Origin of the sequence: Mesorhizobium sp. M1027, from assembly GCF_040318745.1 — a bacterium.
In the GTDB taxonomy this organism is placed as follows: domain Bacteria; phylum Pseudomonadota; class Alphaproteobacteria; order Rhizobiales; family Rhizobiaceae; genus Mesorhizobium.
The window spans coordinates 183,085-205,753 of record NZ_JAMYMW010000010.1 but is presented as its reverse complement, the minus strand read 5'-3'; the positions used below and the strand labels follow the sequence as shown (position 1 = coordinate 205,753).

The following is a 22,669-nucleotide window of genomic DNA, read 5'->3' as shown; positions in this document are numbered from 1 at the left end:
CGGGCTTCCTGGGAGGGTGGTATCGTCATTCCACGAAGAGAACGCTTGCGCAATGCCGTTGTTTGGCCACGGTTTCTGCCAAAAAACTGAGCAGGGGCGACCGCAAGCGCGCCGGAGCCTTCTAAATCGATTGGAATTGGACAGATCGGCGCGTTGACATGCGTACGGACTTTTCCGAAAAGGGGCGTTGAGAGATGCAAATGTGGTTCTTGAGGGGTTTCAGGATGGGTTTCGCCGGCAGGCTGCGTGTGCGCCATGCCTTGGCCATGCCGCTCCTGATACCGGCAATGGGCCTTTTCGCGGTGATCACGGCCTCGCCGGCACGGGCCGATTTCCGGGTCTGCAACGCCACGCAGAACCTGGTAGGCGTCGGCATCGGCTATCGCGCCAAGGCCGGCTGGATCACCGAAGGCTGGTGGCACATCGAAGGATCGAGCTGCAAGACGCTGATCGAGGGACCGTTGTCATCAAGGTTTTACTATCTTTATGCAGAAGACGCCGAGCGCGGCGGACGCTGGGATGGCCCGATCAACATGTGCGTGGCCGAAAAAGAGTTTAAGATTGCCGGCGTTACCGACTGCGTCGCCCGGGGCTTTCAGCGCGCCGGATTTCAGGAATATGACACGGGCGAGCAGGCAAGCTGGATGGTCCAGCTGACTGACGAGCCCGCAACGGATGGCGCTGCAGCCGCCCCGGGAACAAACAGTCAATGAGACGCAGCCGCAAGGTCAAGATCCTCGCCACCATCGGTCCGGCCTCCTCGTCCGAGGAGATGCTGAAGAAGCTGTTCGAAGCCGGCGCCGACGTGTTCCGGATCAATATGAGCCACACCGACCATGAATTGATGCGGACGCTTGTCGGCCGCATTCGTGCCGTCGAGGAGGCGGTCGGCCGGCCGATCGGCGTTCTCGCCGACCTGCAAGGGCCAAAGCTGCGCGTCGGTAAGTTCGCCAACGGCAAAGAAGTGCTGACCGTCGGCCAGACCTTCACGCTCGACGACAATCCCGAGCCCGGCAATTCGAAGAGGGTCTACCTGCCGCATCCCGAAATCCTGCGTTCGGTCGAGGCCGGTCATCGCCTGCTGATCGACGACGGCAAGCTCGAGCTCAAGGCGGTCAGCAGCAACGGCAAGGCGATCGTCTGCACCGTCGTCGCCGGCACCACCATTTCCGACAAGAAGGGCGTCAGCCTGCCCGACACCGACCTGCCGGTCGGCGCGCTGACGGAAAAGGACCGCCGGGATCTTGACGCGGTTCTGGCGACCGGCGTCGACTGGGTGGCGCTGTCCTTCGTGCAGCGGCCCGAGGACCTGGCCGAAGCGCGCAAGATCGCGCGCGGCCGGGCGCTGATCATGGCCAAGATCGAAAAGCCGCAGGCCGTCGCCCGGCTGGCCGAGATCATCGAGCTTTCGGATGCGCTGATGGTCGCCCGCGGCGATCTCGGCGTCGAGATGCCGCTCGAAGCCGTGCCTGGTATTCAGAAGCAGATCACCCGCGCCGCCCGCCGCGCCGGCAAGCCTGTGGTGGTTGCCACGCAGATGCTGGAATCGATGATCACCGCGCCGGTGCCGACCCGCGCCGAAGTCTCGGACGTCTCGATCGCCGTGTTTGAAGGCGCCGACGCGATCATGCTTTCGGCGGAGTCCGCCGCCGGCGCCTACCCGGTCGAGGCGGTGGCGATGATGAACCGGATCGCCACCAAGGTCGAAACCGACCCGACCTACGCCGGCATCATCAACGCGCAGCGCTCGGAACCGGAAGCGACCGGCGCCGACGCCATTTCGCTTGCTGCCCGCGAGATCGCCGAGACGCTGAAGCTGTCGGCCATCATCACCTACACGGCCTCGGGTACAACCGGCCTGCGCGCCGCGCGCGAGCGGCCGCAAGTGCCGATCGTGGCGCTGTCGCCGATCCTCAACACGGCGCGGCGACTGTCGCTGTTGTGGGGCACGCATTGCGTCGTTTCTCCCGATGCCATCGACCTCGACGACATGGTCGATCGCGCCTGCCGCATCGCTTTGGACGAAGGATTCGGCAAGCCCGGCGACCGCGTCATCATCACGGCCGGCGTTCCGCTGAGGACGCCCGGCTCGACCAACATGCTGCGCATCGCCTATGTCGGATCGGAAGTCGGCCGCTAATGTCGGCGGCGGCTGCCGGATGGGCCGGCTGCATGGCGCGTCGTAAACGCGGCGCCAGCCCGGCGCATCGACGGCAGGTAGATCAGGGTCGACGCCGAACTCCCGCCCGCGTGCATCAGCCTGTGGCCGGCCGCGAGCCGGTTCGGAGGCCCCATCCGACTTGAGCTGGAGGTCAGTTAGGGTAAAATCTCTCCTGGGAGAAAGAGGAGGGTGATCCAATGTGGATGCGCACTGATCTTCTGGAACTCCTCGGCATTGAGCACCCGATAATCCAGGCGCCGATGAGCGGCATCACCACGCCGGAACTGGCGGCGGCAGTCAGCAATGCCGGGGCGCTTGGCTCGCTCGGATGCGGCATTCTGCCTGCGGCGGCTATCCGCGAGCAACTCACGGCGACGCAGCACGCCACCAATTGTCCGATCAACGTCAACTTCTTTGCGCACCCGCCGCCGGCACGCGATGATGCGGCAGCCCAAAGCATGCGAGACCGCCTTCGCGGCTGCTATGAGGAGGTCGGCCTCGGACCGGTGCCCGAGCCGGGCGAGCCCTTCCCCACCTTCGATCGTGAGCGTCTCGAAATTGTGCTCGAGCTGCGCCCGAAGGTGGTCAGCTTCCACTTCGGCCTACCCGACACCGCAATTGTGCAGCAGTTGAAAGCGGCCGGCTGTACTGTCTTGTGTTCGGCTACCACCGTCTCGGAAGCGCGCCAGCTTGAGGCAGGAGGGGTGGACGCCATTATCGCCCAGGGATACGAGGCCGGTGGGCATCGCGGCACATTCACTGGCGACCCTGCTATCGGCACAGCCGGCACCATGGCCCTCGTACCGCAGATTGTTGATGCCGTGCGGGTGCCTGTAATTGCCGCCGGCGGTATCTTCGACGGTCGCGGCATTGCCGCCAGCTTTGCACTTGGTGCATCTGGTGTGCAGATCGGCACGGCTTTCCTGGCCTGTCCTGAAGCCAATGTGCAGCCAGTCTATCGCGCAGCATTGCGCTCGGCCAACGACGAGAGCACGTCGGTGACTCGCTGCTTCACTGGCCGCCCAGCGCGCGTGGTGCGCAACCGGTTTGTGATGGAAATGGCTGGTGAGGAAGATGCTGCGCTGGCGTTTCCGCTACAGGCGAGTCTGGTCATGCCGCTTTCGATGGCGAAGGATGAAAGCAAGCGGGCTGACTTCTTGCCCATTTGGGCCGGGCAGGGCGTTGCGAAGCTGCGGCAGATGCCGGCCGCCGCGCTTGTGGAGAAACTCGTCACGGAAGCAAGCGGCGTAGATCGGGCCTATAGGGGAGTAGGGGAGTAGGGGAGTAGGGGAGTAGGGGAGTAGGGGAGTAGGGGAGTAGGGGAGTAGGGGGCATGCGTTCCGCAGTGCAATCTACACCTCACATACTGCCTTACTCCCCTATTGCCCTACTGGCTTCAAATGCCTTCGCCGGCAAGCTCCTCGGAAAGTGCGGCGACCTGGTCCTGGGCGCTGCGCATCATCGGGTAGATGCCGAGAACGCGCTGCCAGGCTTCAAGTGCCGACTGCTTGTGGCCGGTTTCGGCCATGATCTGAGCCAGGCCCGAAAGCGCGCCGAAATGGCGTGGTTCGAGCTGCAGGGTGCGGTCGATGTCCGCCATCGACTTCCCGTAGTTCTTCATCATGAAATGAACAGTGGCGCGCCGGTTCCAGCCTTCCGCATAGGTCGGCTGCAAAGTCACCGCCTGATCGAGAAAATCGAGCGCGACATCGAATTTCTGATTTTCGATTGCCTTCTGCGACCATTGCATCATCAGGTCGATAGAGGCGCTGCCCGACTGGGACCACTCGCTGCCGATCCGTCCGGCGATGCGCTCGGCCGCCTTTTCATTGCGTTCGCGCTTGAGATCGGCAAACAGCTGATCGAGCCGCGCCTGTTTCGTCTTGACGACCGGAGGTGCTGTCGGCGGAGTTGTGGTCGGATCTTCAGCCCACGCCGGCAGCGAGACAGCGCCGGAAACGAGGAAAGCCGTGAAAAATGCAAAAAGAATCCGCATCGCGGGAATCTAGCCCCCGACGCCGGATCGTCAAACTGAATTTAGCGTGAGTGTCGTATCATGCGAACGGAGGCGCGCAGCCTCCGTCGAAAACTCAACCCTGGCGCGCCTTGTAGCGCGGCGCGGTCTTGTTGATGATGTAGATGCGGCCCTTGCGACGAACCAGCTGGTTGTCGCGGTGACGCGCCTTCAACGCCTTGAGCGAATTCTTGATTTTCATGGTCTTGCCCGTCGGTCTGGGCCCGGTCACGGGCCGAATTATTAAGGCGCGCCCACAGACGCGCCTTTGAACTGTGCGTGGCTCATAGACGAGGAGCGTTGCCCGTGTCAACCGCAAGCGCGTTGCCTAAACGATACGGACCGTTTCGTATCATCAAATATCCGCCACTGGCGCCTTGCGGCATTGCGCAGGCTTGCGACGGCTGGAATGATGCGGTTGCGAATTGGAGATCGTCATGCGCCGAATTCTTGTGTCCGCCTGTCTTGTCGTCCTCGCGGCAGGCTCTGTTGCCCATGCGCAGGAATGCGACCGCAACGACGACAGCCAGCAGATGATGAACATCTGCGCCGACGCGGACTACAAATCCGCCGACGCCAAGCTCAACAAGGCCTACCAGGATCTCATCGGCGGAAGTGACGCAAAAGCCAGGAAGCTGTTGCAGACGGCGCAGCGCGCCTGGATCGCTTTTCGCGACGCGGAATGCAGCTATTCCGCCGCGGACAGCGAAGGCGGCTCGATCTATCCGATGCTGATATCGGAATGCCTGACGCGGCTGACCGACGATCGCACTAAGCAGCTCACCGCCGATTCGACCTGCGCAGAAGGCGATGTGAGCTGCGCCAGCCCCGACGAGGACGAGAGCGGCGACATCCAGTAAGCGTAGGTTCTAACTTTGTGTTTGAGCATGATCTTTTCCGAAACCGGATTCCACTTTTCGCTAGCGCGGACCTTCGGTTCGGGATCATGCTCTAGCTGCGGCGGCTCACGCGCGTAAAATGGCCCATCTTGCGGCCGGGCCGCGCCTCGGCCTTGCCATAGAGGTGCAGCATCAGATCGGGCTCGGCGAGCAGCTCAGGAACGCGCCGGATGTCGTCGCCGATCAGGTTTTCCATGACGCAGTCGAACTGCCGGGCGGGACTTCCCAGCGGCAGGCCGGCGACGGCGCGGATGTGCTGCTCGAATTGCGAGATGGTGCAGGCGGCCTCCGTCCAGTGACCGGAATTGTGGACGCGCGGCGCTATCTCGTTGACCAACAGCGAACCGTCGGCAAGGACAAAGAATTCGACGCCGATGACGCCGACATAGTCGAGCGCTGCAAGGATCTCCGCCGCCGCCGTTTGAGCCGCAGCCGCCGTCTCGGATTCTACTCCGGCCGGCAGCGTCGAGCTGTGCAGAATACCGTTGCGATGGACATTCCACGCTGGATCGTAGGCGGCGAGCGAGCCGTCGCTGCCGCGCGCGGCGATCACCGAAACCTCGCGCTCGAAGGTGACGAAGGATTCCAGGATCAACGGCACGTTGCCCATCGCCTCGCAAGTGCCGGCAAAGCCGCCTGTTTCCATGTTGCGGAAGACACGCTGGCCCTTGCCGTCATAGCCCATGCGGCGCGTCTTCAATATGCCGCTGCCGTTGAACTGTTTCAGCGCAGCCGTCAGTTCCTCGTCATTGTCGACGGGACTGAAATCCGCGGTCGGTATGCCGATACCATTGAGGAATTTCTTTTCCGCCAGCCGGTCCTGCGCCACTTCCAGTGCGCGTGCCGGCGGATAGACCGGCACCGTAGAGGCAAGTGCCGCGGCAGCCGCGACCGGAACGTTCTCGAATTCATAAGTAACGACGGCACTGGCCGCAGCCAGCTCGCCAAGCGCGGCCGCGTCGTCGTAGGCGGCGACGATCTGCCGGTTGGCGACCTGTGCCGCCGGGCAATCCGGCTGCGGCTCCAGCACGACGATGCGATAGCCGAGGCGGGCCGCGGCCATCGCCAGCATGCGGCCCAGCTGGCCGCCGCCGATGATGCCGATGCTCGATCCCGCCGGCAGGCTCACGGCGCGTCCGTGGGCTCGGCGGCCACCTTGGCGGTCTGCGCGGCGCGCCAGCTATCCAGCCGGGCGGCGAGCTTTTCGTCGCTCAGCGCCAGCACCGCGGCGGCGAGAAGGGCAGCGTTGGCAGCGCCGGCCTTGCCGATGGCCAAAGTGCCGACCGGAATGCCGGCCGGCATCTGCACGATTGATAGCAGCGAATCCTGGCCCGACAGCGTCTTTGATTCCACCGGCACGCCGAGCACCGGCAGCGGCGTCATCGCCGCCGTCATGCCGGGCAGATGCGCCGCACCCCCGGCACCGGCGATGATCACCTTGTAGCCGGCCGCCTTGGCGCCCTTGGCGAACTCATAGAGCCGGTCGGGCGTGCGGTGGGCCGAGACAATCAGCCGCTTGTGCGAAATGCCAAGCGCCTCAAGCGTTTCGGCGGCGTGGCGCATCGTCGCCCAGTCGGACTGGCTGCCCATGATGATGGCGACGTCGGCGCGGTGATCGTCCAAGCTTCTGCTCTCCGGCGGCAAAGGCGCGCATTAGCGGAAATCGAGGGGAGCCGCAAGGATGGCCGGAAACGGCAAAGCCGCTTGTGCCGTCTGCGTGGCTACGCACATGGACTTGGGCGGTCTGTCATCGGGCGGCCGCTGCTCGGAAGCGGTTGACGAAGTCGTCAAGTTCAGGCCGTTCGGTATCGGAAATCGCCCAGTAGGAAAAGGCGCTGTCGCTCCAGTGGACCAGCGAGAAGCCACCAGCAGAAAGATCGACCGGTCCGGCTGTCGAGCCGGTTTCCTCGGGCGCGGCGACGAGAGTGATCAGGTGCTCGCGGTGCCTGTAGACCAGTGCCGGCACTGGCTGGTCGGCGATCACCTCGACTCGGCCGCCGAGCAACGCGAAGCCGTCACTGGCAAGGTCAGGTGCCGGCGGCGACAGGCCGACCCTGCCATCCAGCCAGGGTTTGACCGTGTGCCGGTCCGACGAGACGACGTCCACCGGGCTGGCTGACAGCAGGCTGCGGCGGTGGCCGTTGGCGACCGCGGCGGCAAAGCTGTCGGGCGCCCTGCTCAGCATCATCCACTGCGTCGCGCCGCTGGCCAGCACGGCGGTAACGACGATCGACGCCGCCAGCGCGCGCCAGTCGAACGCGCCAAATCGGTGCACGGCTCTGTGTGCCGGCGGCACTCGAGCGGCGGGCGCCGGCGCCGGCAGCACTTTCTCCGTACCGGCTGTCCCGATTGCAGCGATGCGAGCCTTGAAATCCTCACGGACATCGAGCCTCGGCAGCCCGCTGACGACCGTCTGCAGCGCAACGATGCGGGCATGCTCGGCGGCGAGCGCCGGGTCGGCGGCGATGCGTCGCTCGACAGCCAATGCTGCTGCTGCGTCGAGCTCGCCATCGACCAAGGCGTGGATCATCAGCGCCACGCCCGCCGGGTCATCGGGCAGTCCATCGTTGTGCGCGCTCATGGCGCCCTCCCAAGTTGGGATATCAGCAGACCGCGCGCCCTCGCCAGCCGCGACATCACCGTGCCTAGCGGCACGCCAAGCAGCGTCGCGATCTCGCGATAGCTGAGGCCGTTGACGTCGCGCAGCACCACAGTCTCGCGAAATTGGTGCGGCAGCGCGGCGATCGCCGCCTCGAGTGCGGCCGTGTCGGCCTTGGCGATCAGGCTTGCCTCAGGATTATCCGTATCCGGCAGGCCGGCGCCATATGCAGCCGTCATGTCATCGAGGTCGCTCAGGTCGCCGACGGCGACGATACTGCGCGGCCGGTTGCGCGCCAGCCAGGAGTAAGAGGCGTTGCGCACGATCGCCAGCAGCCAAGCGCGCGCATTGCCGCCGGCATAGCCGGCGATGCCCGCATGCGCCTTCAAACAGGCCTCCTGCACCACATCCTCCGCATCGGCTGCGTTGCCCGTCAGCCAGCGGGCAAGCGCAAGCGCATCCGCGAGATGGGGCAGAACCACCTCGCGAAAGCGCTCGGTCGCGGCCTCTTGGTTCAACACCGTCGCATCGCCCGGCATCCCGGGCAGAACCTTCCGAAAATCCTCACGGAGCGACGGTGATCCTGCCCTGCATGTGCGGGTGAAGCCCGCAGAAATAGGCATAGTCGCCCACTTTGGTGAAGGTGAAGGCATATGTGTCACCGGTGTCAAGCGCCTTGGAGCGAAACGAGGCATCGTTGGCGACCACCAGATGCGGGATGTCGTCGTCATTCTCGAAGGTCACGGTAGTGCCCTGCTTTATCGTCAGCACCGCCGGTGTGAAGGCAAAGTTCTCGATCTTGACCATTGGCTGGTCTGCTGCGTTCAGTGGCATGGCAACCATTATCAGGATCGCCGCCAAACCGAACGTGACAGGGGATACGACCAAGACGCGGGATGGGAAGCGGATCATCGCATTTCTCCTCAAGCCAGCGTGCTGTCGATGATGGCGAGGTCCTGCCCGCCTTGCTTGACCGTCACGCTGCTCGTGCCGAGCAGGCTGCGCAACTGGCCGGCAGGCACCGTCATCGGCCCGGGTGAGGCTGCGGTGCCCGGCGCCGGTTGCGGGAAAGCGGTCGAGCGCGCGGTATGGAAGGTAACGTTGCCTTCGACCTTCTGCATGATCTGGTGGATATGGCCGTTGAGTACGGTGACAGAGCCGAAGCGCTTGAGCAGGGCCAAGGCCTGCGCCGCGTCGTCGGTGCCCCAGCCCCATTCGGGATAAACAGCCCATAGCGGGATGTGGGCAAAGACGACGATTGGCGTCGAGGCGGTGACCGCCTTCAGATCATCGGCCAACCATGCCAACTGGTCGGCGCCGAGATTGCCCAGCCCTCCAGCCTTCAGGTTGACGACGTTGACCAGCCCGATGAAATGGACGCCGTTCTGGTCGAACGAATACCAGCCAGCGCCCTTGGTGCCTTTGCCGTAGCGGTCGAGATAGGCCTGGCCATTGCCGTCATCGATCAGGTCGTGCTCACCGGGCACATAATGTACGTCGAAGCCTGCGCCGCCGATGATCTGGGCAGCGTTGTCGAACTGCGCGACTTTCGACAAATGGGTGATGTCGCCGGTGTGGATCATGAAAGCGGGCTTTTGCGGCAACGCCTGGATCTTGCCGATGGCCTCCTTCAGCGTGTCGATGGCGTGCGGGTTGGCAGCCTTGTCGAAGCCGATGTGGCTGTCGGAGATCTGGAGGAAAGTGAAGCCGGTGGCCAAGGCTTCTGCGGCTTGCGCCGCGCCGAGCAGGCTGAGCGAAACCGGCACGCCGGCCGAAATCGTCCATAGCACTCCCGTGCCGGCCCAGATCATGCATTCCAGTGCATGACGGCGGCTGATGCCGTCAGCTTCATTGTCGTGGTGGTGGGTCATACCGGTCTCCTGCAACGCCGGAAATGGCGTCTGCTTGGGAGACCAATGGGCGGGGTGGTTTATTCCGCCCGACGACCAAAAAGTCATTCACAGTGCCGTGATGGCGCAATGGCCCGATGCCAAGCCGGCGCTGGAAGGCACTGGCTCGACCACGTTATGGCGATGTCTAGTCCGGCCAGCGCAAGGCCCCGGCGGACTGCTTGCGAGCGGGTTTCATCGCATCCGCAGGACGCTCCTTCGCGGTCAGCACGGCGCGAAGCTGCTCGGCGACGATTTCTGCCTCGCCGGGGTGCAGGTTGCACGGATCAAGGAAGAAGTGACCGCGCTCGACCTCGTGGTTGCGCACGATGATGGGGGGCGAGCCCGCCGCCAGCGCCGAGGCAAGGCCGGCGGCGGTGAACCTGCTTTCAGGCGTAACAAACACCTGCAGGCGGTCGAGCGGATTGGCGGTCGGATCGGGAATGATATGCGCGGCGATACCGGGCAGTCCTTGCAATGCGTCTTTCCACAGATGCAGGGCGGCTTCCTCCCGCTGACGGATGCCGGCATGGTCGCGCCGCTCCCAGGCTTCCAGGGCCGCCATGGTGCCGGCAATGCTTTCCTTGCCCACCTTCATCGCCCGCGCAACGCCACGATTCTGGAGATAGGCGGCCCGCACCAGATCCTTGCGCCCCGTCACGATGCCGCTTGTCGGTCCGCTGAGGAACTTGTGCCCGCTATAGACGACGATGTCGGCGCCGCGTGCGAGAAAGCCGCGCAGGTCGTATTCGGAGGCGGCGTCGACGATCACCGGCACGCCCTTGGCGTGGCAGATCTCGCAGAACTCCTCGAGCGAAAGCATGCCGTATTGCACCGTGTGATGCGCAACTACGTAGAGGCCGGCCGCGGTGCGGTCGCGGATCGCGTCGCGCACATGATAATCCTGCGTCACGCTGACCGTGCCGGCGGGTATTGTCTTCGCCCCGGCCAACCGGATCGACTGGTCGATCGGCGCGCCGTAATTGACGATGTGACCGAGCTGGACGATGACCTCCGACTTGAGGCCCTCAATGTCGTCCGGCAGCCGCTCGATCGCAAGAAGGCTGGTTCCGGTCATCGCGCCGGCAATCGCCATGGTTATGCCGCTGGCGCAGCACGCGGTGATGAAGCCGGCCTCGCCGCCGGTCAGGCGTGCAATCACAATACTTGCGGCGCGCTGCAGATCGTCCATCTCGACCCATTGCGAGGCGATTTCCGACATTGCGGCAATCGCTTCTGGCACGATGATCGAAGCGCCGAGCGCCGTCATCGTACCGGAAACGTTGATGATCGGGCGAAGGCCAAGCCGTTCGCGGATTGTCGTGTTGGAACGGTCAGCGGCATAGGTCGTCATCTCTGCAGATCCTGTTTCGAACGATTTCAGGCGATCTCGACGACCGCCTCGATTTCGACTGTGATGTTGCCCGGCAGCGAGCCGACACCGATTGCCGAGCGGGCATGTCCGCCGATCCTATCAAAGACGGCGGCGAAAAGATCGGAACAGCCATTCACCACCTTGGGGTGCTCGCTGAATGTCGGCGTCGCATTGACAAAGCCAAGCAGCTTGACGACGCGAACGACGCGGCCGAGGTCGCCGGCCGCCGCATGCATGACGGCGAGCAGGTTCAGGCCGGTCAGACGGGCATGATCATAGGCCTCTTCAACGCTGACGTCGTCGCCGACCTTGCCGGTGTAGAGCGCGCCGGCGGCGCGCAACGGCCCCTGGCCGGAGAGGAAGATCAGCCGTCCGCTCTCGGCATAGGTGACGAAGTTGGCGATGGGCTTCGGCGGCTCGGGCAGTGTCAGGCCCAATTCCGCGAGCCGGATGTAAGGCGTCATAAAAGCTCCTTGCGACAGCTTTCGCCGTCCGATGTCAAAAATGCGAGGCGCGAAACCGCGCCAGGAAGCTGCGAAGACGTTCATTGTCGAACCCCGCCGCCAGAATCTCGGCGGGTGGTCCGACGGCGCTGACGCCGCCGTCCGCCATGAAAACGATGCGGCTCGATGCATCGCGTGCAAAAGCCATCTCATGCGTGACCATCAGCATCGTCATGCCGTCTTCGGCAAGGCTGCGAACGACCTCGAGCACCTCGCCAACCAGTTCGGGGTCGAGCGCCGAAGTTATCTCGTCGAGAAGCAGTATCTTCGGCTCCATCGCCACGGCGCGGGCGATGCCGACGCGCTGCTGCTGGCCGCCGGACAGCTCGGCCGGCAGGCTGTCGGCCTTATGGGCGAGGCCGACCCGGCCGAGCCAGTGCTCGGCAATGGTGCGGGCCTCGGCATTGCTCTTGCCGCGCACCTTGCGCAGGCCAAGCATGATGTTGCCGGCGGCAGTCAAATGCGGAAACAGATTGAAGCTCTGGAACACCATTCCGGTCTCGGCTCGCATCGCCGCCAGGTCGCGCTCGCTGCGTCGCTGGCGTGTTCCCGTCTCGCGATAGCCGACCTCCTTGCCATCGATACGGATCGAGCCGCTGTCGTAGCTCTCCAGGAAGTTGACGCAGCGCAGCAGCGTGGTCTTGCCGCTGCCGGAAGGGCCGATGACAGTCACCACCTCGCCGCGTGTCACCTTGAGACTGACCGAGCGCAGGACCTCGACGGATCCAAAGGCTTTGGAAACCTCGGAGACATCGAGAAGTGCCGGATTCTGGTGCGAGGCATTGGACATCTTGCTATTCCCGGATGAATGAGAAACGCTGCTCCAGCCGCCGGCTGGCCAAGGAGAGGGCGTAGTTGACGGCGAAGTAGACGAGCGCACCGAGAATGTAGAGCGGCATCGCCTCATAGGTGCGGCCGATGACCTGGTTGATCGCCTGCATCAGGTCGGTGATGCCGAGCAGCGAGACCAGCGCGCTGCCCTTCACCGCGTCGGTCACGCCGTTGATCCAGGGTGGCAGGAAGCGCCTGAACGCCTGCGGAAAAATGACGTAGGCCAGCCGCTGGCGAAAGGTCAGTCCGATCGCCATCGCCGCCTCGGACTGACCCTTGGGAATCGAGCCGACGGCGCCCCTCAGATATTCGACCACTTGTGCGGTCTTGAAGAGGGTGAGGGCGAGTACGGCCGCCCAAAAGGATTCCAGATGCAGCCCCACCGCGGGCAGGCCGTAATAGACGAAGAAGATCAGCACCAGGATCGGAATGCCGCGTATGGTGTCGCTGAAGATGCGCACTGCCCAGCGCAGCGGAGCCGGACCGTAGACAAGGCCGACGCCCATCAGCACGCCGGCGATGAGCGATAACACCACGACCAGCAGCGACACCCACAAGGTCACGGCAAAGCCTTCGGCGAGGAACGGCAAGGCGTAAATGATCTGGCTCAGCATCTCAGCGCGCCGCCTTGAACCGGCGCTCGACCAGCCGCAACGCGAAAAGCAGTGCATAGCCGGTCAACAGGTACATCGCCGTCACCACCAGATAGACCTCGACAATGCGGAACGTGTTGAAGTTGATCCACTGGGCGCCGTAGGTGAGCTCGGGTACCGAGATGACCGATGCCACGGACGTGTCCTTGAAGAGCGATATGAATGTGTTGGAAAGCGCCGGCAGGGTTATACGCAGCATCGTCGGCAGGCGCACGTGGAGCAGCCTTTGCCATGGCGTCAGGCCGATTGCCTTGCCGGCGTCGAGCTGTCCGCGCGGCACCGCCTCGAGCCCCGAGCGAAACACCTCGACCAGGTAGGCGCCGCTGTAGAGCGATAGCGTGGCAATAAATGAGGTTTGCGCACTGTAGGCAATGTCGACCACCGTCGGCAGGCCGTAGAAGACCAGATAGACGAGCAGGATCAGCGGCACGTTGCGGATGAACTCGACATAGGCCGCGATGATGGTCCGCACCGCACGTCCGGCCGATACGTACCAGACCGCCAGAACGAGCCCGATGACGATGCCGATAGCGATCGAGATGACGGCCAGTTCGAGGCTTAACAGCAGTCCGCCCCAGAGCTTGTCGAAATGCCGCCAGATCAGGTTGAAGTTGAGGGTATAACCCATGCATCCCCGTCATAGAGGGCTGTGATGAGAGGGGGGCGGAAGGACGTTTGTCCTTCCGCCTGCTTGCATCAGATGACCGGGAAACCGGGATGGCGGGCCGGCGGCTCCTGTCCGAAATAATCCTTGAACGCAGCGTCGTAGAGTGCCGTTTCATGGCCGAACATGGCGATGGTGAAGGTCTGGTTGACGAAGGTCAGCCAGTCGAGGTCGCCCTGCCGCAGTGCGGCGCCATAAAGCATCGAGAACCAGCTCTTGCCGGCATCGAAGTATTTGTCCGGATTGCGCGAGGCGAGCCAGCGGACCGTTGACAGATCAACCGCGGCAGCGTCGACGCGCTTGGATTCCAGGGCCTGCAGCACGTTGGCCTGCGTGTCTATCTGCATCACCTGCGACTCCGGCAGCACGATATGCACATTTGCCTCGGCATCAACGTTTTGCAGGATGGAAATCCGGGTCGCCGAACCGGCGGCAAGCAGCTTGTCGAAGGTCTTGTTCTCGGCGTTCGGAAGGGTCAGCAAGGCGATGCCTTCGACGTAGTAGGGCCTGGAGAAGTGGATCAGCTGCGAGCGCTGGGCGGTCATGGTCATGAACTGGATGGTGATGTCGACCTTGTTGGTGGTCACGTTCGGAATGCGCTGAGCCGGATCCTGCATGACGAATTCGACTTTGGTCGGGTCGTCGAAGAGCCCCTTGGCGAGAATGCGACCCATGGTGATGTCCATGCCCACCAGTTCGCCGGCGTCGTTCTCGAAATGCCAGGGCGCATTGGTGCTGCCGGTGCCGACGATCACCTTGCCGCGCTCGAGGACGGTGCGCAGCAGGCTGTCCGGCGCTGCCTGGGCCGCCGCTTTCTGAACGTCGACCGCAGTAGCGGCGCTCATCACTCCGGCCGTTGCAAGCCCGGCCATTCCCAGTTTCAGAAATTCGCGCCTTTTGGATGTGTCGTTCACGGCGACCTCCTTTCGTGTTGTGTTCCCCTTTGGACCAGCGATACAGGCGTCGGTTGCAACTGATGTAATTGTCTCTTACAAGAGACGCCTGTACTCTGTACAAGACAGATTAACATCAGGGATCGATAATGCAAGATGGCAATGCCTTGGCCGCTCGACCGGACGTCGGACTGGACGAAGACAAGATCTCGGGGTCTCGGGAGAAGGGTCTCAACCGGGTTCTCCAGATTTTGGAGTTTCTCCACACGACCCAGCGCGCGATCGGCGTTGGCGACCTTGCCAAGGGAGTGAACGCGCCGCGTTCGACGACTTATACGCTGGTGCGCTCGCTGGTCGACGCAGGCCTGCTTGAGATGGCCGGAGACGGCAATCGGGTCTATTTCGGAAAGAAGCTTTATCTCTACGGAATGGACTATGTGCGGGGCAACGACCTGCTCAGGCGAGGGCGCCAGGAAGTCGACCATCTGTCGCGCGAGACCGGCGAGACCTCGGAGCTGTGCATGCTGCAAAGCGGCCGCTACACTATCGTCCATTCAAGCCCGGGAACGAGGCCATTCAGGATCAGTTCGGCGACGGGTCTGCAAATACCGCTTCCCTGGACAGCTTCCGGGCGGCTGCTCCTCGCCGGGTTCGACAGGGCGGCGATCGAGGATATGGTCTCGGAAGACGATCTCGTGCTGCCGGACGGTCGCAGGTTGCGGCTCGACGATTTCATAGCCGACATCGCCGTCGCCAAGTCGGCCGGCTATTGCGTCACCTCGGGCCTTGTCGATGCCTATACGAAATGCCTGGCCGCGCCGGTCTTTTCAGCGCCGGGCAGGGTCGAGGCGACGATGTGCCTGGTGGTTCCGATCGATACTTCGAGCGAAAAGACCGACGATCTGATAGCGTTGTTGCGCGAGCGCGCCGCACGGCTTTCGATCGCGGCATAGCGCTTTACCAGCAGGCCGGCGCCGGCGTTCGTTCAAGCAATAATGTCTGGAATGATCTTGTCTTCCAGCGCCATCAGCCTGTCCTTCAGGAAAAGCTTCTTTTTCTTCATGCGCTGGATCTGCAGCGGGTCGCAATTCATGGCGATCATCGCATTGATGGCCGCGTCGAAATCGGCGTGTTCCTGCTTCAGCCGGGAATATTCGAGGCGGATATCCGCCTGTTCCTGATCGGACATTTTTACCGTCTGCACGTCTGCGGCGCCCAAACACTGGGCCTGATTGGGCGGGACCGGGGCCTTCTTGCACCGGCGCGCAGCCCATACCACATTTCACATTGTCGTGGAATGCTACCACGCAGCATTCGACATCGGTGCTCGATGGTGGCACACTGTCATTATGCCGTCACAGAAGCGAGCCTGCGGTGGACGTGCCTTGGCGGCTGCAATCGAGGAAACCATGAAAGGGAGAACCAATCATGTCTCTTGCATCCCATCTTGATGAGCTGCAGCGGAAACACGGCGACATCGAACGGGAAATCGACGATGCGATGGCCCATCCATCGGTAGACGACCTCGAAATCGTGAATCTCAAGCGGCGCAAGCTGGCGCTCAAGGACGAGATTGAAAAACTGAAGGCGAAACCGACGACGCATTGAAGTCCTTCCAAGACTAGAAGCGCGCGCCGCCCGGCGCGCGTCTCTTTCCGGTGGCGTATTGCTGCGCTGCCGGAAATGCCTGTGGATTTGCGGCAAGCTGCCGTCTTGTGATTTCCGATTTGCTAGGCCTGCGCGCCAGTCGCCATTGACAAGCCATCTTTGCTCCTCCACCTCATGCCCGGACCTTCAAGATTAAAGGCAGCCGGCATGACCGGATATTTTTCCTCACCCTTCCCACGCCGCAGGTCGGTCGGTGTCGATGTCGGCGGCGTGATTGTCGGCGGCGGCGCGCCGGTCGTCGTCCAGTCAATGACCAACACCGACACGGCCGATGTCGATCAGACGGTCGCACAGGTGGCGGCGCTGCATCGCGCCGGCTCCGAGATCGTGCGCATAACCGTCGATCGCGACGAAAGCGCTGCCGCCGTGCCGGCCATCCGCGAGCGGCTGGAACGACTCGGCATCGATGTGCCGCTGGTCGGCGATTTCCATTATATCGGCCACAAGCTCCTGGCCGACCACCCGGCCTGCGCCGAGGCACTGGCTAAATACCGCATCAATCCCGGCAATGTCGGCTTCAAGGACAAGAAAGACCGGCAGTTCGCTGCGATCGTCGAGATGGCGATCCGATACGACAAACCGGTGCGCATCGGCGTCAATTGGGGTTCGCTCGACCAGGAGCTGCTGACCCGGCTGATGGACGACAACCAGGCCCAGGGCTTTCCGCTGACCGCCCAGGAAGTGACGCGCGAGGCAATCGTGCAGTCGGCAATCCTGTCGGCCGAAATGGCTGAAGAGATCGGCCTTGCCCGCGAGAAAATCATCCTGTCGGCCAAGGTCAGCGGCGTGCAGGATCTGATCGCCGTCAACACCGAGCTTGCCACCCGTTCCGACCATGCGCTGCACCTCGGCCTGACGGAGGCGGGCATGGGCTCGAAAGGCATCGTCGCCTCGTCCGCGGCCATGGGCATCCTGCTTCAGCAGGGCATTGGCGACACCATCCGCATCTCGCTGACGCCAGAGCCAAACGGCGACCGCACGCGCGAGGTGCAGGTGTCGCAGGAGCTGTTGCAGACCATGGGCTTCCGGCAGTTCGTGCCGATCGTCGCCGCCTGCCCGGGCTGCGGGCGCACAACCTCGACCGTGTTCCAGGAGCTTGCTCAGAACATCCAGGCCGACCTGCGCAAGAACATGCCGGTGTGGCGCGAACAATATCCCGGCGTCGAGAACCTCAAGGTCGCGGTGATGGGTTGCATCGTCAACGGTCCGGGCGAATCCAAACACGCCGATATCGGCATTTCGCTGCCCGGCACCGGTGAGACGCCGACCGCCCCGGTGTTCGTCGACGGCAAGAAGGCGGCGACCCTGCGCGGCCCGTCGATCGCCGCGGATTTCGAGAAAATGGTTTCCGACTATATCGAACGGCGGTTTGGGCAACACGGCAAAGCCGCGGCGGAGTAGTTCGATGCGGCGTTTGCTTGGGGCGACGCTGGTTGTCATTTCCGGGCTGGGCTGGGCGGCGGCCGTCCAGGCCGATCCGCCGCGGCCCGCCAAGCAGAAGCTGATCGATCGAGTTTGCGATCTTATCGAGACGCATGCCGACCAGAACGGTCTGCCCCGGGATTTCTTTGCCCGGCTGATCTGGAAGGAGAGTCGTTTCGATCCCAACGCGGTCAGCCCCGTCGGCGCGGAGGGTATCGCCCAATTCATGCCGGGTACCGCCAAGATGCGCGGGCTCGCCAATTCGTTCGATATCGAGCAGGCTATCCCGGCCGCGGCAAAATATCTCGCCGAAATGAAGACCGGCTTTGGCAATCTGGGCCTCGCCGCAGCTGCATACAATGCCGGCGAGAGCCGGGTGACGCGCTGGCTGAATTCCGGCGGATTCCTCCCGATGGAGACCGAAAGCTACGTCCTGGACGTCATGGGCGAGCCGGCCGACAGGTTCACCGATGCCGCCTACGCCGGCGTCATCCGGCCGCTCGACAAGAAGGCGAGTTTCGCTGCCGCTTGCCGCGAGCTGCCGGTGATCATGTCCAGAACCGTGCCGATGTCGTCGATCAACATCAAGCCGTGGGGCGTGCAGGTGGCCGGCAATTTCCGCCGCGCCGCGGCGCTCAACCAGTGGCTGAGAGTGAAAAGCCGGTTCCCGGCACTGCTTGCCGGCCACGATCCGGTGGTCAGCCGGGTCCGCACACCGATCGGCAGGCGCGGCATCTATGCCGTGCGGATCGGCGCCGATAGCAGAGCCAAGGCCGACACAATCTGCGACAAGCTGCAAAGCGTCGGCGGCGCCTGCATCGTGGTGCGCAACCGGTAAAGCCATATGTCGGTGCGTTTTGCGCCATTGCTGCCCATCTCGCTCCCCGTGGGCACTTCGTCCTCGATACGTGAATCATATTTTCGGTGAACCGTTAGGCAGGTCTTGCATCGTCGTCGATGCGGGGTAAGGTCCCCGCGATTTTTCGCGAAAGGGATCAGCATGGCCGGCTTCAAGACACTGGACGACATCGGCAATATCAGCGGCAAGCGTGTGCTGGTCCGTGTCGACCTCAACGTTCCCGTCACCGAGGGCAAGGTCACCGACGCCACCCGCATCGAGCGCATTGCGCCGACCATCGCCGAGCTCTCCGGCAAGGGCGCCAAGGTCATCCTGCTTGCCCATTTCGGCCGGCCCAAGGATGGACCGGCGGCGGAATTCTCGCTCGAGCCGATCGCCAAGGCGACGGCGGACGTGCTCGGCCGTCCGGTTGGCTTTGCCTCCGACTGCATCGGTGACAAGGCGGCAAATGCCGTTGCTGCCATGAATAACGGCGACGTGCTGCTGCTCGAGAACACCCGCTTCTACAAAGCTGAGGAGAAGAACGACCCGACCTTCACCGAAAAGCTCGCCGCCAACGGCGACATCTTCGTCAACGACGCCTTCTCGGCTGCGCACCGCGCCCATTCGTCCACGGAAGGCCTGGCGAATGTGCTGCCGGCGTTCGCCGGGCGCACCATGCAGGCCGAGCTCGATGCGCTGGAAAAGGGTCTCGGCAATCCTGTCCGTCCGGTTGTCGCCATCGTCGGCGGGGCCAAGGTCTCGACCAAGATCGACCTGTTGATGAACCTGGTGAAGAAGGTCGATGCGCTGGTCATCGGCGGCGGCATGGCCAACACGTTTCTCGCGGCACGCGGCACCGACGTCGGGAAATCCTTGTGCGAGCATGATCTCGCGACCACCGCCAAGCAGATCATGATCGAGGCGGCCGAGGCCGGCTGCGCCATCATCCTGCCCGCCGACGGCGTTGTCGCCAGGGAGTTCAGGGCCGGCGCCGTCAGCGAGACCGTCGCCATAGCAGACGTGCCGGCCGACGGCATGATCCTCGACGTCGGCGCAAAGACCGTGAAAACCATTGCCGAATGGATCGACCGTGCCGCGACGCTGGTCTGGAACGGGCCGCTCGGCGCCTTCGAGATCGAGCCATTCGACCACGCAACGGTGGCGACGGCCAGGCACGCGGCAGCGCGCACCAGGGCCGGCAGACTGATCTCGGTCGCCGGCGGCGGCGATACGGTGGCGGCGCTCAACCATGCCGGCGTCAGCGATGATTTCACTTATGTCTCGACGGCCGGCGGCGCTTTCCTCGAATGGATGGAAGGCAAGCCCTTGCCCGGCGTCGACGTTTTGAAGCGCTGAGCGCGGCCGCAAGAGCAGCGCGAAGGAGTGCGCCCGCGACTTTCAATCGATTCGCGCTTGTTTGACGAAATGGTTCGACTTGAACCTGCGTTGCTCTGGTGGTCTGCTGGGCGCGGATCAATTCTTTCAGGAGAAGCAAAAATGAGCGAACGTCTCGAGGACATTGCCGCCGCGATGGTGGCCGATGGCAAGGGGCTGCTGGCCGCCGACGAAAGCTCCGGCACCATCAAGAAGCGCTTCGATGTCATCGGCGTCGAGTCGACCGCCGACAGCCGCCGCGACTATCGCGAGATGATGTTCCGCGCCAGCGATGCAATGACCAAGTACATTTCCGGCGTCATCCTCTACGACGAGACCATTCACCAGAAGGCCGCCGACGGCACACCGCTGGTCGACATCATCAAGGCATCAGGCGCTATCCCCGGCATCAAGGTCGACGCCGGCGCCAAGCCGCTGGCCGGCTTTCCCGGCGACACCATCACCGAGGGCCTGGACGGCCTGCGCGAACGCCTTGCCGACTATTACAAGCTCGGCGCCCGCTTTGCCAAATGGCGCGCGGTGATCGACATCGATGTTGCCAAGGGCGTGCCTTCCGCTACCTCGATCGGCTCGAACGCCCATGCGCTCGCCCGTTACGCCGCGCTTTGCCAGGAGGCCGGCATCGTGCCGATCGTCGAGCCGGAGGTGCTGATGGACGGCGCCCACGACATCGACACGTGCTACGAGATCAGCAAGGCGACACTGACAAAGTTGTACACCGAGCTCTATGCGGCCCGCGTCGCGCTCGAAGGCACCATCCTGAAACCGAACATGGTCCTCGCCGGCAAGAAATCGGGCAAGGTCAGCAGCCCCGAGGAAGTTGCCGAAAGGACCATAAAACTGTTCCGCGAGACGGTGCCGGCCGCGATTGGAGGCATCGCCTTCCTTTCGGGCGGACAATCGGACGAGGAGGCGACCGCCAACCTCAATGCCATCAACGCCATCGGCCCGCATCCGTGGAAGCTGACCTTCTCCTATGGCCGCGCCTTGCAGGCCGCTCCGCAGAAGGCCTGGGGCGGCAAGGCAGCGAACGTCGCCGCCGCGCAGGCCGCCTTCGCCCATCGCGCCCACATGAATCATCTGGCAGCGCTTGGACAATGGCAGCCGACGCTTGAGCAAGCCGCCTGACCGAAGACATCTTGCGTTTCTCCCGACCCGGGCCACGTGCCCGGGTTTTTGTTTGAAAGCAGCAAGGGCTGCAATTTTCCTGCAACTGAAATGCAGCCCGGTGTCGGTATTGCTCGCTGCCGAACGTCCTCCGTGAAAAGAGGAGCAGACCTATGCCAAACAACAAGACCGTTTCGCAGGAAGACTGGTTTCAGGCGCACAAGGCGCATCTGGCGCGCGAAAAGGAATTGACCCGCTTTCGCGATCGTGTCGCCGCCGAACGCCGCGAACTGCCGTGGTTGAAGATCCGCAAGGACTACGTCTTCGAAACCGAGCAAGGGCCAAAGAAACTGCCCGACCTGTTTGGCGGCAACAGCCAGCTGATCGTCTACCATTTCATGTTCGGGCCGGGCGCCGATTATCGCTGCGAGGGCTGCTCATTCCTTGCCGATCATATCGACGGCGCCAACCAGCATCTCAGGCACCACGATGTCTCACTTGTCGTGGTAGCGCGGGCGCCATTGGCCGAATTGCTGCCCTACAAGCAGCGTATGGGCTGGAAATTCGACTGGGTGTCGTCCTACGCCTCGGACTTCAACTTCGATATGCAGGTGTCATTCACGGACAAGCAGATCGCGGCCGGCGATACGACCTACAATTTCGAGCGGCGTGCGCGAAACTCGAAAGACCTTCCCGGCGCCAGCGTGTTCTATCGCGACGAGAAGGGCGACATCTTCCTGACCTTCGTCTTGCGCTCCCGAGGCGGCGATCCGCTGATCGGCGCCTATCATTATCTCGACCTGACGCCGAAGGGTCGCAACGAAACCGGCCCGCATCATAGCCTCGTCGACTGGGTACGGCTGCATGACGAGTACGAAGATCAATCCGGGACACATGACTGCTGCCATTGAGGCGACAAGGGTGTCACTGCAAGGTCGTTCACCTCCAATGCAACATGCGCTAAGTGCTGTTCGCTATGCCCTAAAAGGGACTTGCCATGCGGCGCTTTCCGACCCTTCTCACCTGGTTCGCCTTTCCGGTCTATGTCTGGCAAGGACTTGGCGTGCGTCGCCGCACCACCCGCATGCTGCCGGCACAAGGTCCGGTCATGCACGAGATATCTGGCCTGACGCCAGCAATCTCGGTTCTGGTGCTTGGCGATTCCTCCGCCGCCTCGGTAGGCATCGGCAATTCCGAAAACGGATTGGCCGCGCAACTGGCCGTTCTGATTGCGCAACGCACCGGCCGCATCGTGCGCTGGCGGGCAGCCGGCTTCAACTCGGCAACCTCCGGCCAGATCCGCGATCATGTGCTGCCCAATCTATCGGCCGATCCGTGGACGCATATCGTGCTGGCCATCGGCACCAACGACACCAAGAATTTTCATTCGGTACCGCGGTTCAAGCGCGAGTTTGGCGGCCTGCTTTACGCGCTGCGCGCCAAATGGCCGGAGGCGCGCGTCGTGTGGTCGCCGGTGCTGGAGTTCACCCGGGCGCCGGCAATGCCGCCGCTGCTCGGCAAGATTCTCGAAATCCGTGCCGTCGAAATGAACCGGATGGGCGCGCGCCTTTGCCTCGAGCGCGGCGCCATACCGGCGCCCCGCCTGCCGATCACCGATGCCGAGGCCGGCTTTGCGTCGGATGGATTTCATGCTTCGGAAGCCGGCTACCGAGCCTGGGCGGAACATCTGGTCAGCCTGGTGCTCGCCAACGAACCGGGCGTCGCGTAGCGGGCCGCCGGCACCAAAGCGCGTCG

At 63.3% G+C, this 22,669-nt stretch carries 27 protein-coding genes; 12 read left to right on the top strand and 15 right to left on the bottom strand.

The features are described from left to right. Positions 1 to 248: 248 nt before the first annotated feature. The 3 genes from NKH50_RS20750 (at position 249) to NKH50_RS20740 (ending at position 3,441) form a co-directional block, all read left to right on the top strand. The gene (locus NKH50_RS20750; protein WP_502894192.1) at positions 249 to 713 is read left to right on the top strand and encodes a DUF1036 domain-containing protein; all 465 of its coding nucleotides are present in this window, start codon (positions 249 to 251) and stop codon (positions 711 to 713) included. After that, positions 710 to 2,140 carry a pyruvate kinase gene (pyk, locus tag NKH50_RS20745; RefSeq protein WP_352687257.1) on the top strand — a complete coding sequence of 477 codons (1,431 nt, stop codon included), beginning with the start codon at positions 710 to 712 and terminating at the stop codon, positions 2,138 to 2,140. Before NKH50_RS20750 ends, pyk begins: the two co-directional genes overlap by 4 nt. A 218-nt stretch (positions 2,141 to 2,358) precedes the next feature. After that, positions 2,359 to 3,441: an NAD(P)H-dependent flavin oxidoreductase gene (locus tag NKH50_RS20740; RefSeq protein ID WP_352880745.1), complete on the top strand. Its 1,083-nt coding sequence runs from the start codon at positions 2,359 to 2,361 to the stop codon at positions 3,439 to 3,441. A gap of 116 nt (positions 3,442 to 3,557) precedes the next feature. On the opposite strand, the gene NKH50_RS20735 is transcribed toward NKH50_RS20740, so the two are convergent. Both NKH50_RS20735 and ykgO read right to left on the bottom strand, forming a co-directional pair. After that, on the bottom strand, positions 3,558 to 4,157 hold the full coding sequence (locus NKH50_RS20735; protein WP_352687263.1) for a tetratricopeptide repeat protein: 600 nt from the start codon (positions 4,155 to 4,157) through the stop codon (positions 3,558 to 3,560). A 94-nt stretch (positions 4,158 to 4,251) separates the two neighbouring features. Beyond that, positions 4,252 to 4,377 carry a type B 50S ribosomal protein L36 gene (gene ykgO, locus NKH50_RS20730; protein ID WP_006203764.1) on the bottom strand — a complete coding sequence of 42 codons (126 nt, stop codon included), beginning with the start codon at positions 4,375 to 4,377 and terminating at the stop codon, positions 4,252 to 4,254. A 235-nt stretch (positions 4,378 to 4,612) separates the two neighbouring features. Between ykgO and NKH50_RS20725 the strand changes: the two genes are divergently transcribed. Beyond that, complete coding sequence (locus NKH50_RS20725) at positions 4,613 to 5,035, top strand: lysozyme inhibitor LprI family protein (protein WP_352504986.1); 423 nt, start codon at positions 4,613 to 4,615, stop codon at positions 5,033 to 5,035. Positions 5,036 to 5,126: 91 nt separating this feature from the next. On the opposite strand, the gene NKH50_RS20720 is transcribed toward NKH50_RS20725, so the two are convergent. The 12 genes from NKH50_RS20720 to NKH50_RS20665 all read right to left on the bottom strand — a co-directional run bounded on the left by NKH50_RS20720 (position 5,127) and on the right by NKH50_RS20665 (position 14,502). Beyond that, a complete protein-coding gene (locus NKH50_RS20720) occupies positions 5,127 to 6,203 on the bottom strand; it encodes a 5-(carboxyamino)imidazole ribonucleotide synthase (protein ID WP_352704289.1) in 1,077 nt (358 codons plus the stop codon). Beyond that, on the bottom strand, positions 6,200 to 6,697 hold the full coding sequence (purE, locus tag NKH50_RS20715; RefSeq protein WP_352504988.1) for a 5-(carboxyamino)imidazole ribonucleotide mutase: 498 nt from the start codon (positions 6,695 to 6,697) through the stop codon (positions 6,200 to 6,202). The genes NKH50_RS20720 and purE overlap by 4 nt, the downstream gene beginning before the upstream one ends. A gap of 124 nt (positions 6,698 to 6,821) precedes the next feature. After that, on the bottom strand, positions 6,822 to 7,655 hold the full coding sequence (locus tag NKH50_RS20710) for an anti-sigma factor family protein (RefSeq protein WP_352880741.1): 834 nt from the start codon (positions 7,653 to 7,655) through the stop codon (positions 6,822 to 6,824). Next, positions 7,652 to 8,212, bottom strand: coding sequence for a sigma-70 family RNA polymerase sigma factor (locus NKH50_RS20705; RefSeq protein ID WP_352880739.1), 561 nt, complete (start codon positions 8,210 to 8,212; stop codon positions 7,652 to 7,654). The genes NKH50_RS20710 and NKH50_RS20705 overlap by 4 nt, the downstream gene beginning before the upstream one ends. A gap of 25 nt (positions 8,213 to 8,237) precedes the next feature. Beyond that, positions 8,238 to 8,585, bottom strand: coding sequence for a cupredoxin domain-containing protein (locus NKH50_RS20700; RefSeq protein ID WP_352821106.1), 348 nt, complete (start codon positions 8,583 to 8,585; stop codon positions 8,238 to 8,240). A gap of 11 nt (positions 8,586 to 8,596) precedes the next feature. Further along, on the bottom strand, positions 8,597 to 9,544 hold the full coding sequence (locus NKH50_RS20695) for a metallophosphoesterase family protein (RefSeq protein ID WP_352504992.1): 948 nt from the start codon (positions 9,542 to 9,544) through the stop codon (positions 8,597 to 8,599). A gap of 166 nt (positions 9,545 to 9,710) precedes the next feature. After that, positions 9,711 to 10,916 carry an aminotransferase class V-fold PLP-dependent enzyme gene (locus NKH50_RS20690; protein ID WP_352880736.1) on the bottom strand — a complete coding sequence of 402 codons (1,206 nt, stop codon included), beginning with the start codon at positions 10,914 to 10,916 and terminating at the stop codon, positions 9,711 to 9,713. Between the two features lie 26 nt (positions 10,917 to 10,942). Continuing rightward, positions 10,943 to 11,401, bottom strand: coding sequence for a RidA family protein (locus NKH50_RS20685; protein WP_352880734.1), 459 nt, complete (start codon positions 11,399 to 11,401; stop codon positions 10,943 to 10,945). 34 nt (positions 11,402 to 11,435) lie between these two features. After that, a complete protein-coding gene (locus NKH50_RS20680) occupies positions 11,436 to 12,230 on the bottom strand; it encodes an amino acid ABC transporter ATP-binding protein (protein WP_352489302.1) in 795 nt (264 codons plus the stop codon). Positions 12,231 to 12,234: 4 nt separating this feature from the next. Next, complete coding sequence (locus NKH50_RS20675) at positions 12,235 to 12,885, bottom strand: amino acid ABC transporter permease (RefSeq protein WP_254816526.1); 651 nt, start codon at positions 12,883 to 12,885, stop codon at positions 12,235 to 12,237. Position 12,886: 1 nt separating this feature from the next. After that, a complete protein-coding gene (locus NKH50_RS20670) occupies positions 12,887 to 13,552 on the bottom strand; it encodes an amino acid ABC transporter permease (protein ID WP_352476157.1) in 666 nt (221 codons plus the stop codon). Positions 13,553 to 13,620: 68 nt separating this feature from the next. Then, on the bottom strand, positions 13,621 to 14,502 hold the full coding sequence (locus NKH50_RS20665) for a transporter substrate-binding protein (protein WP_254816528.1): 882 nt from the start codon (positions 14,500 to 14,502) through the stop codon (positions 13,621 to 13,623). A gap of 128 nt (positions 14,503 to 14,630) precedes the next feature. Between NKH50_RS20665 and NKH50_RS20660 the strand changes: the two genes are divergently transcribed. Beyond that, positions 14,631 to 15,434, top strand: coding sequence for an IclR family transcriptional regulator (locus NKH50_RS20660; protein ID WP_352880730.1), 804 nt, complete (start codon positions 14,631 to 14,633; stop codon positions 15,432 to 15,434). Positions 15,435 to 15,466: 32 nt separating this feature from the next. On the opposite strand, the gene NKH50_RS20655 is transcribed toward NKH50_RS20660, so the two are convergent. Further along, positions 15,467 to 15,670 carry a YdcH family protein gene (locus NKH50_RS20655; RefSeq protein ID WP_023678480.1) on the bottom strand — a complete coding sequence of 68 codons (204 nt, stop codon included), beginning with the start codon at positions 15,668 to 15,670 and terminating at the stop codon, positions 15,467 to 15,469. Positions 15,671 to 15,909: 239 nt separating this feature from the next. Here NKH50_RS20655 and NKH50_RS20650 point away from each other — a divergent pair, with 239 nt between their 5' ends. From NKH50_RS20650 to NKH50_RS20620, 7 genes are all read left to right on the top strand, one after another. Continuing rightward, the gene (locus tag NKH50_RS20650) at positions 15,910 to 16,089 is read left to right on the top strand and encodes a YdcH family protein (RefSeq protein WP_254816530.1); all 180 of its coding nucleotides are present in this window, start codon (positions 15,910 to 15,912) and stop codon (positions 16,087 to 16,089) included. 207 nt (positions 16,090 to 16,296) lie between these two features. Further along, positions 16,297 to 17,550 carry a flavodoxin-dependent (E)-4-hydroxy-3-methylbut-2-enyl-diphosphate synthase gene (gene ispG, locus NKH50_RS20645; protein ID WP_352880728.1) on the top strand — a complete coding sequence of 418 codons (1,254 nt, stop codon included), beginning with the start codon at positions 16,297 to 16,299 and terminating at the stop codon, positions 17,548 to 17,550. Between the two features lie 4 nt (positions 17,551 to 17,554). Continuing rightward, complete coding sequence (locus NKH50_RS20640; protein WP_352880726.1) at positions 17,555 to 18,409, top strand: transglycosylase SLT domain-containing protein; 855 nt, start codon at positions 17,555 to 17,557, stop codon at positions 18,407 to 18,409. 162 nt (positions 18,410 to 18,571) lie between these two features. Beyond that, positions 18,572 to 19,768, top strand: coding sequence for a phosphoglycerate kinase (locus tag NKH50_RS20635; RefSeq protein ID WP_023678484.1), 1,197 nt, complete (start codon positions 18,572 to 18,574; stop codon positions 19,766 to 19,768). A gap of 141 nt (positions 19,769 to 19,909) precedes the next feature. Then, complete coding sequence (locus NKH50_RS20630; RefSeq protein ID WP_352880724.1) at positions 19,910 to 20,935, top strand: class I fructose-bisphosphate aldolase; 1,026 nt, start codon at positions 19,910 to 19,912, stop codon at positions 20,933 to 20,935. Positions 20,936 to 21,087: 152 nt separating this feature from the next. Then, positions 21,088 to 21,825, top strand: coding sequence for a DUF899 domain-containing protein (locus NKH50_RS20625; RefSeq protein WP_352880722.1), 738 nt, complete (start codon positions 21,088 to 21,090; stop codon positions 21,823 to 21,825). 86 nt (positions 21,826 to 21,911) lie between these two features. Beyond that, positions 21,912 to 22,643, top strand: a complete 732-nt coding sequence (locus tag NKH50_RS20620; protein ID WP_352880720.1) for an SGNH/GDSL hydrolase family protein — start codon at positions 21,912 to 21,914, stop codon at positions 22,641 to 22,643. Positions 22,644 to 22,669: the final 26 nt, after the last annotated feature.

Bases quoted from the DNA above. Each gene is read 5' to 3' on its own strand.
- pyk (WP_352687257.1), top strand. From the start codon at position 710: ATGAGACGCAGCCGCAAGGTCAAGATCCTCGCCACCATCGGTCCGGCC.
- NKH50_RS20740 (WP_352880745.1), top strand. From the start codon at position 2,359: ATGTGGATGCGCACTGATCTTCTGGAACTCCTCGGCATTGAGCACCCG.
- NKH50_RS20735 (WP_352687263.1), bottom strand. From the start codon at position 4,157: ATGCGGATTCTTTTTGCATTTTTCACGGCTTTCCTCGTTTCCGGCGCT.
- ykgO (WP_006203764.1), bottom strand. From the start codon at position 4,377: ATGAAAATCAAGAATTCGCTCAAGGCGTTGAAGGCGCGTCACCGCGAC.
- NKH50_RS20725 (WP_352504986.1), top strand. From the start codon at position 4,613: ATGCGCCGAATTCTTGTGTCCGCCTGTCTTGTCGTCCTCGCGGCAGGC.
- NKH50_RS20710 (WP_352880741.1), bottom strand. From the start codon at position 7,655: ATGAGCGCGCACAACGATGGACTGCCCGATGACCCGGCGGGCGTGGCG.
- NKH50_RS20705 (WP_352880739.1), bottom strand. From the start codon at position 8,212: ATGCCGGGCGATGCGACGGTGTTGAACCAAGAGGCCGCGACCGAGCGC.
- NKH50_RS20700 (WP_352821106.1), bottom strand. From the start codon at position 8,585: ATGATCCGCTTCCCATCCCGCGTCTTGGTCGTATCCCCTGTCACGTTC.
- NKH50_RS20695 (WP_352504992.1), bottom strand. From the start codon at position 9,544: ATGACCCACCACCACGACAATGAAGCTGACGGCATCAGCCGCCGTCAT.
- NKH50_RS20690 (WP_352880736.1), bottom strand. From the start codon at position 10,916: ATGACGACCTATGCCGCTGACCGTTCCAACACGACAATCCGCGAACGG.
- NKH50_RS20685 (WP_352880734.1), bottom strand. From the start codon at position 11,401: ATGACGCCTTACATCCGGCTCGCGGAATTGGGCCTGACACTGCCCGAG.
- NKH50_RS20680 (WP_352489302.1), bottom strand. From the start codon at position 12,230: ATGTCCAATGCCTCGCACCAGAATCCGGCACTTCTCGATGTCTCCGAG.
- NKH50_RS20675 (WP_254816526.1), bottom strand. From the start codon at position 12,885: ATGCTGAGCCAGATCATTTACGCCTTGCCGTTCCTCGCCGAAGGCTTT.
- NKH50_RS20670 (WP_352476157.1), bottom strand. From the start codon at position 13,552: ATGGGTTATACCCTCAACTTCAACCTGATCTGGCGGCATTTCGACAAG.
- NKH50_RS20660 (WP_352880730.1), top strand. From the start codon at position 14,631: ATGCAAGATGGCAATGCCTTGGCCGCTCGACCGGACGTCGGACTGGAC.
- NKH50_RS20655 (WP_023678480.1), bottom strand. From the start codon at position 15,670: ATGTCCGATCAGGAACAGGCGGATATCCGCCTCGAATATTCCCGGCTG.
- NKH50_RS20650 (WP_254816530.1), top strand. From the start codon at position 15,910: ATGTCTCTTGCATCCCATCTTGATGAGCTGCAGCGGAAACACGGCGAC.
- ispG (WP_352880728.1), top strand. From the start codon at position 16,297: ATGACCGGATATTTTTCCTCACCCTTCCCACGCCGCAGGTCGGTCGGT.
- NKH50_RS20640 (WP_352880726.1), top strand. From the start codon at position 17,555: ATGCGGCGTTTGCTTGGGGCGACGCTGGTTGTCATTTCCGGGCTGGGC.
- NKH50_RS20635 (WP_023678484.1), top strand. From the start codon at position 18,572: ATGGCCGGCTTCAAGACACTGGACGACATCGGCAATATCAGCGGCAAG.
- NKH50_RS20630 (WP_352880724.1), top strand. From the start codon at position 19,910: ATGAGCGAACGTCTCGAGGACATTGCCGCCGCGATGGTGGCCGATGGC.
- NKH50_RS20625 (WP_352880722.1), top strand. From the start codon at position 21,088: ATGCCAAACAACAAGACCGTTTCGCAGGAAGACTGGTTTCAGGCGCAC.
- NKH50_RS20620 (WP_352880720.1), top strand. From the start codon at position 21,912: ATGCGGCGCTTTCCGACCCTTCTCACCTGGTTCGCCTTTCCGGTCTAT.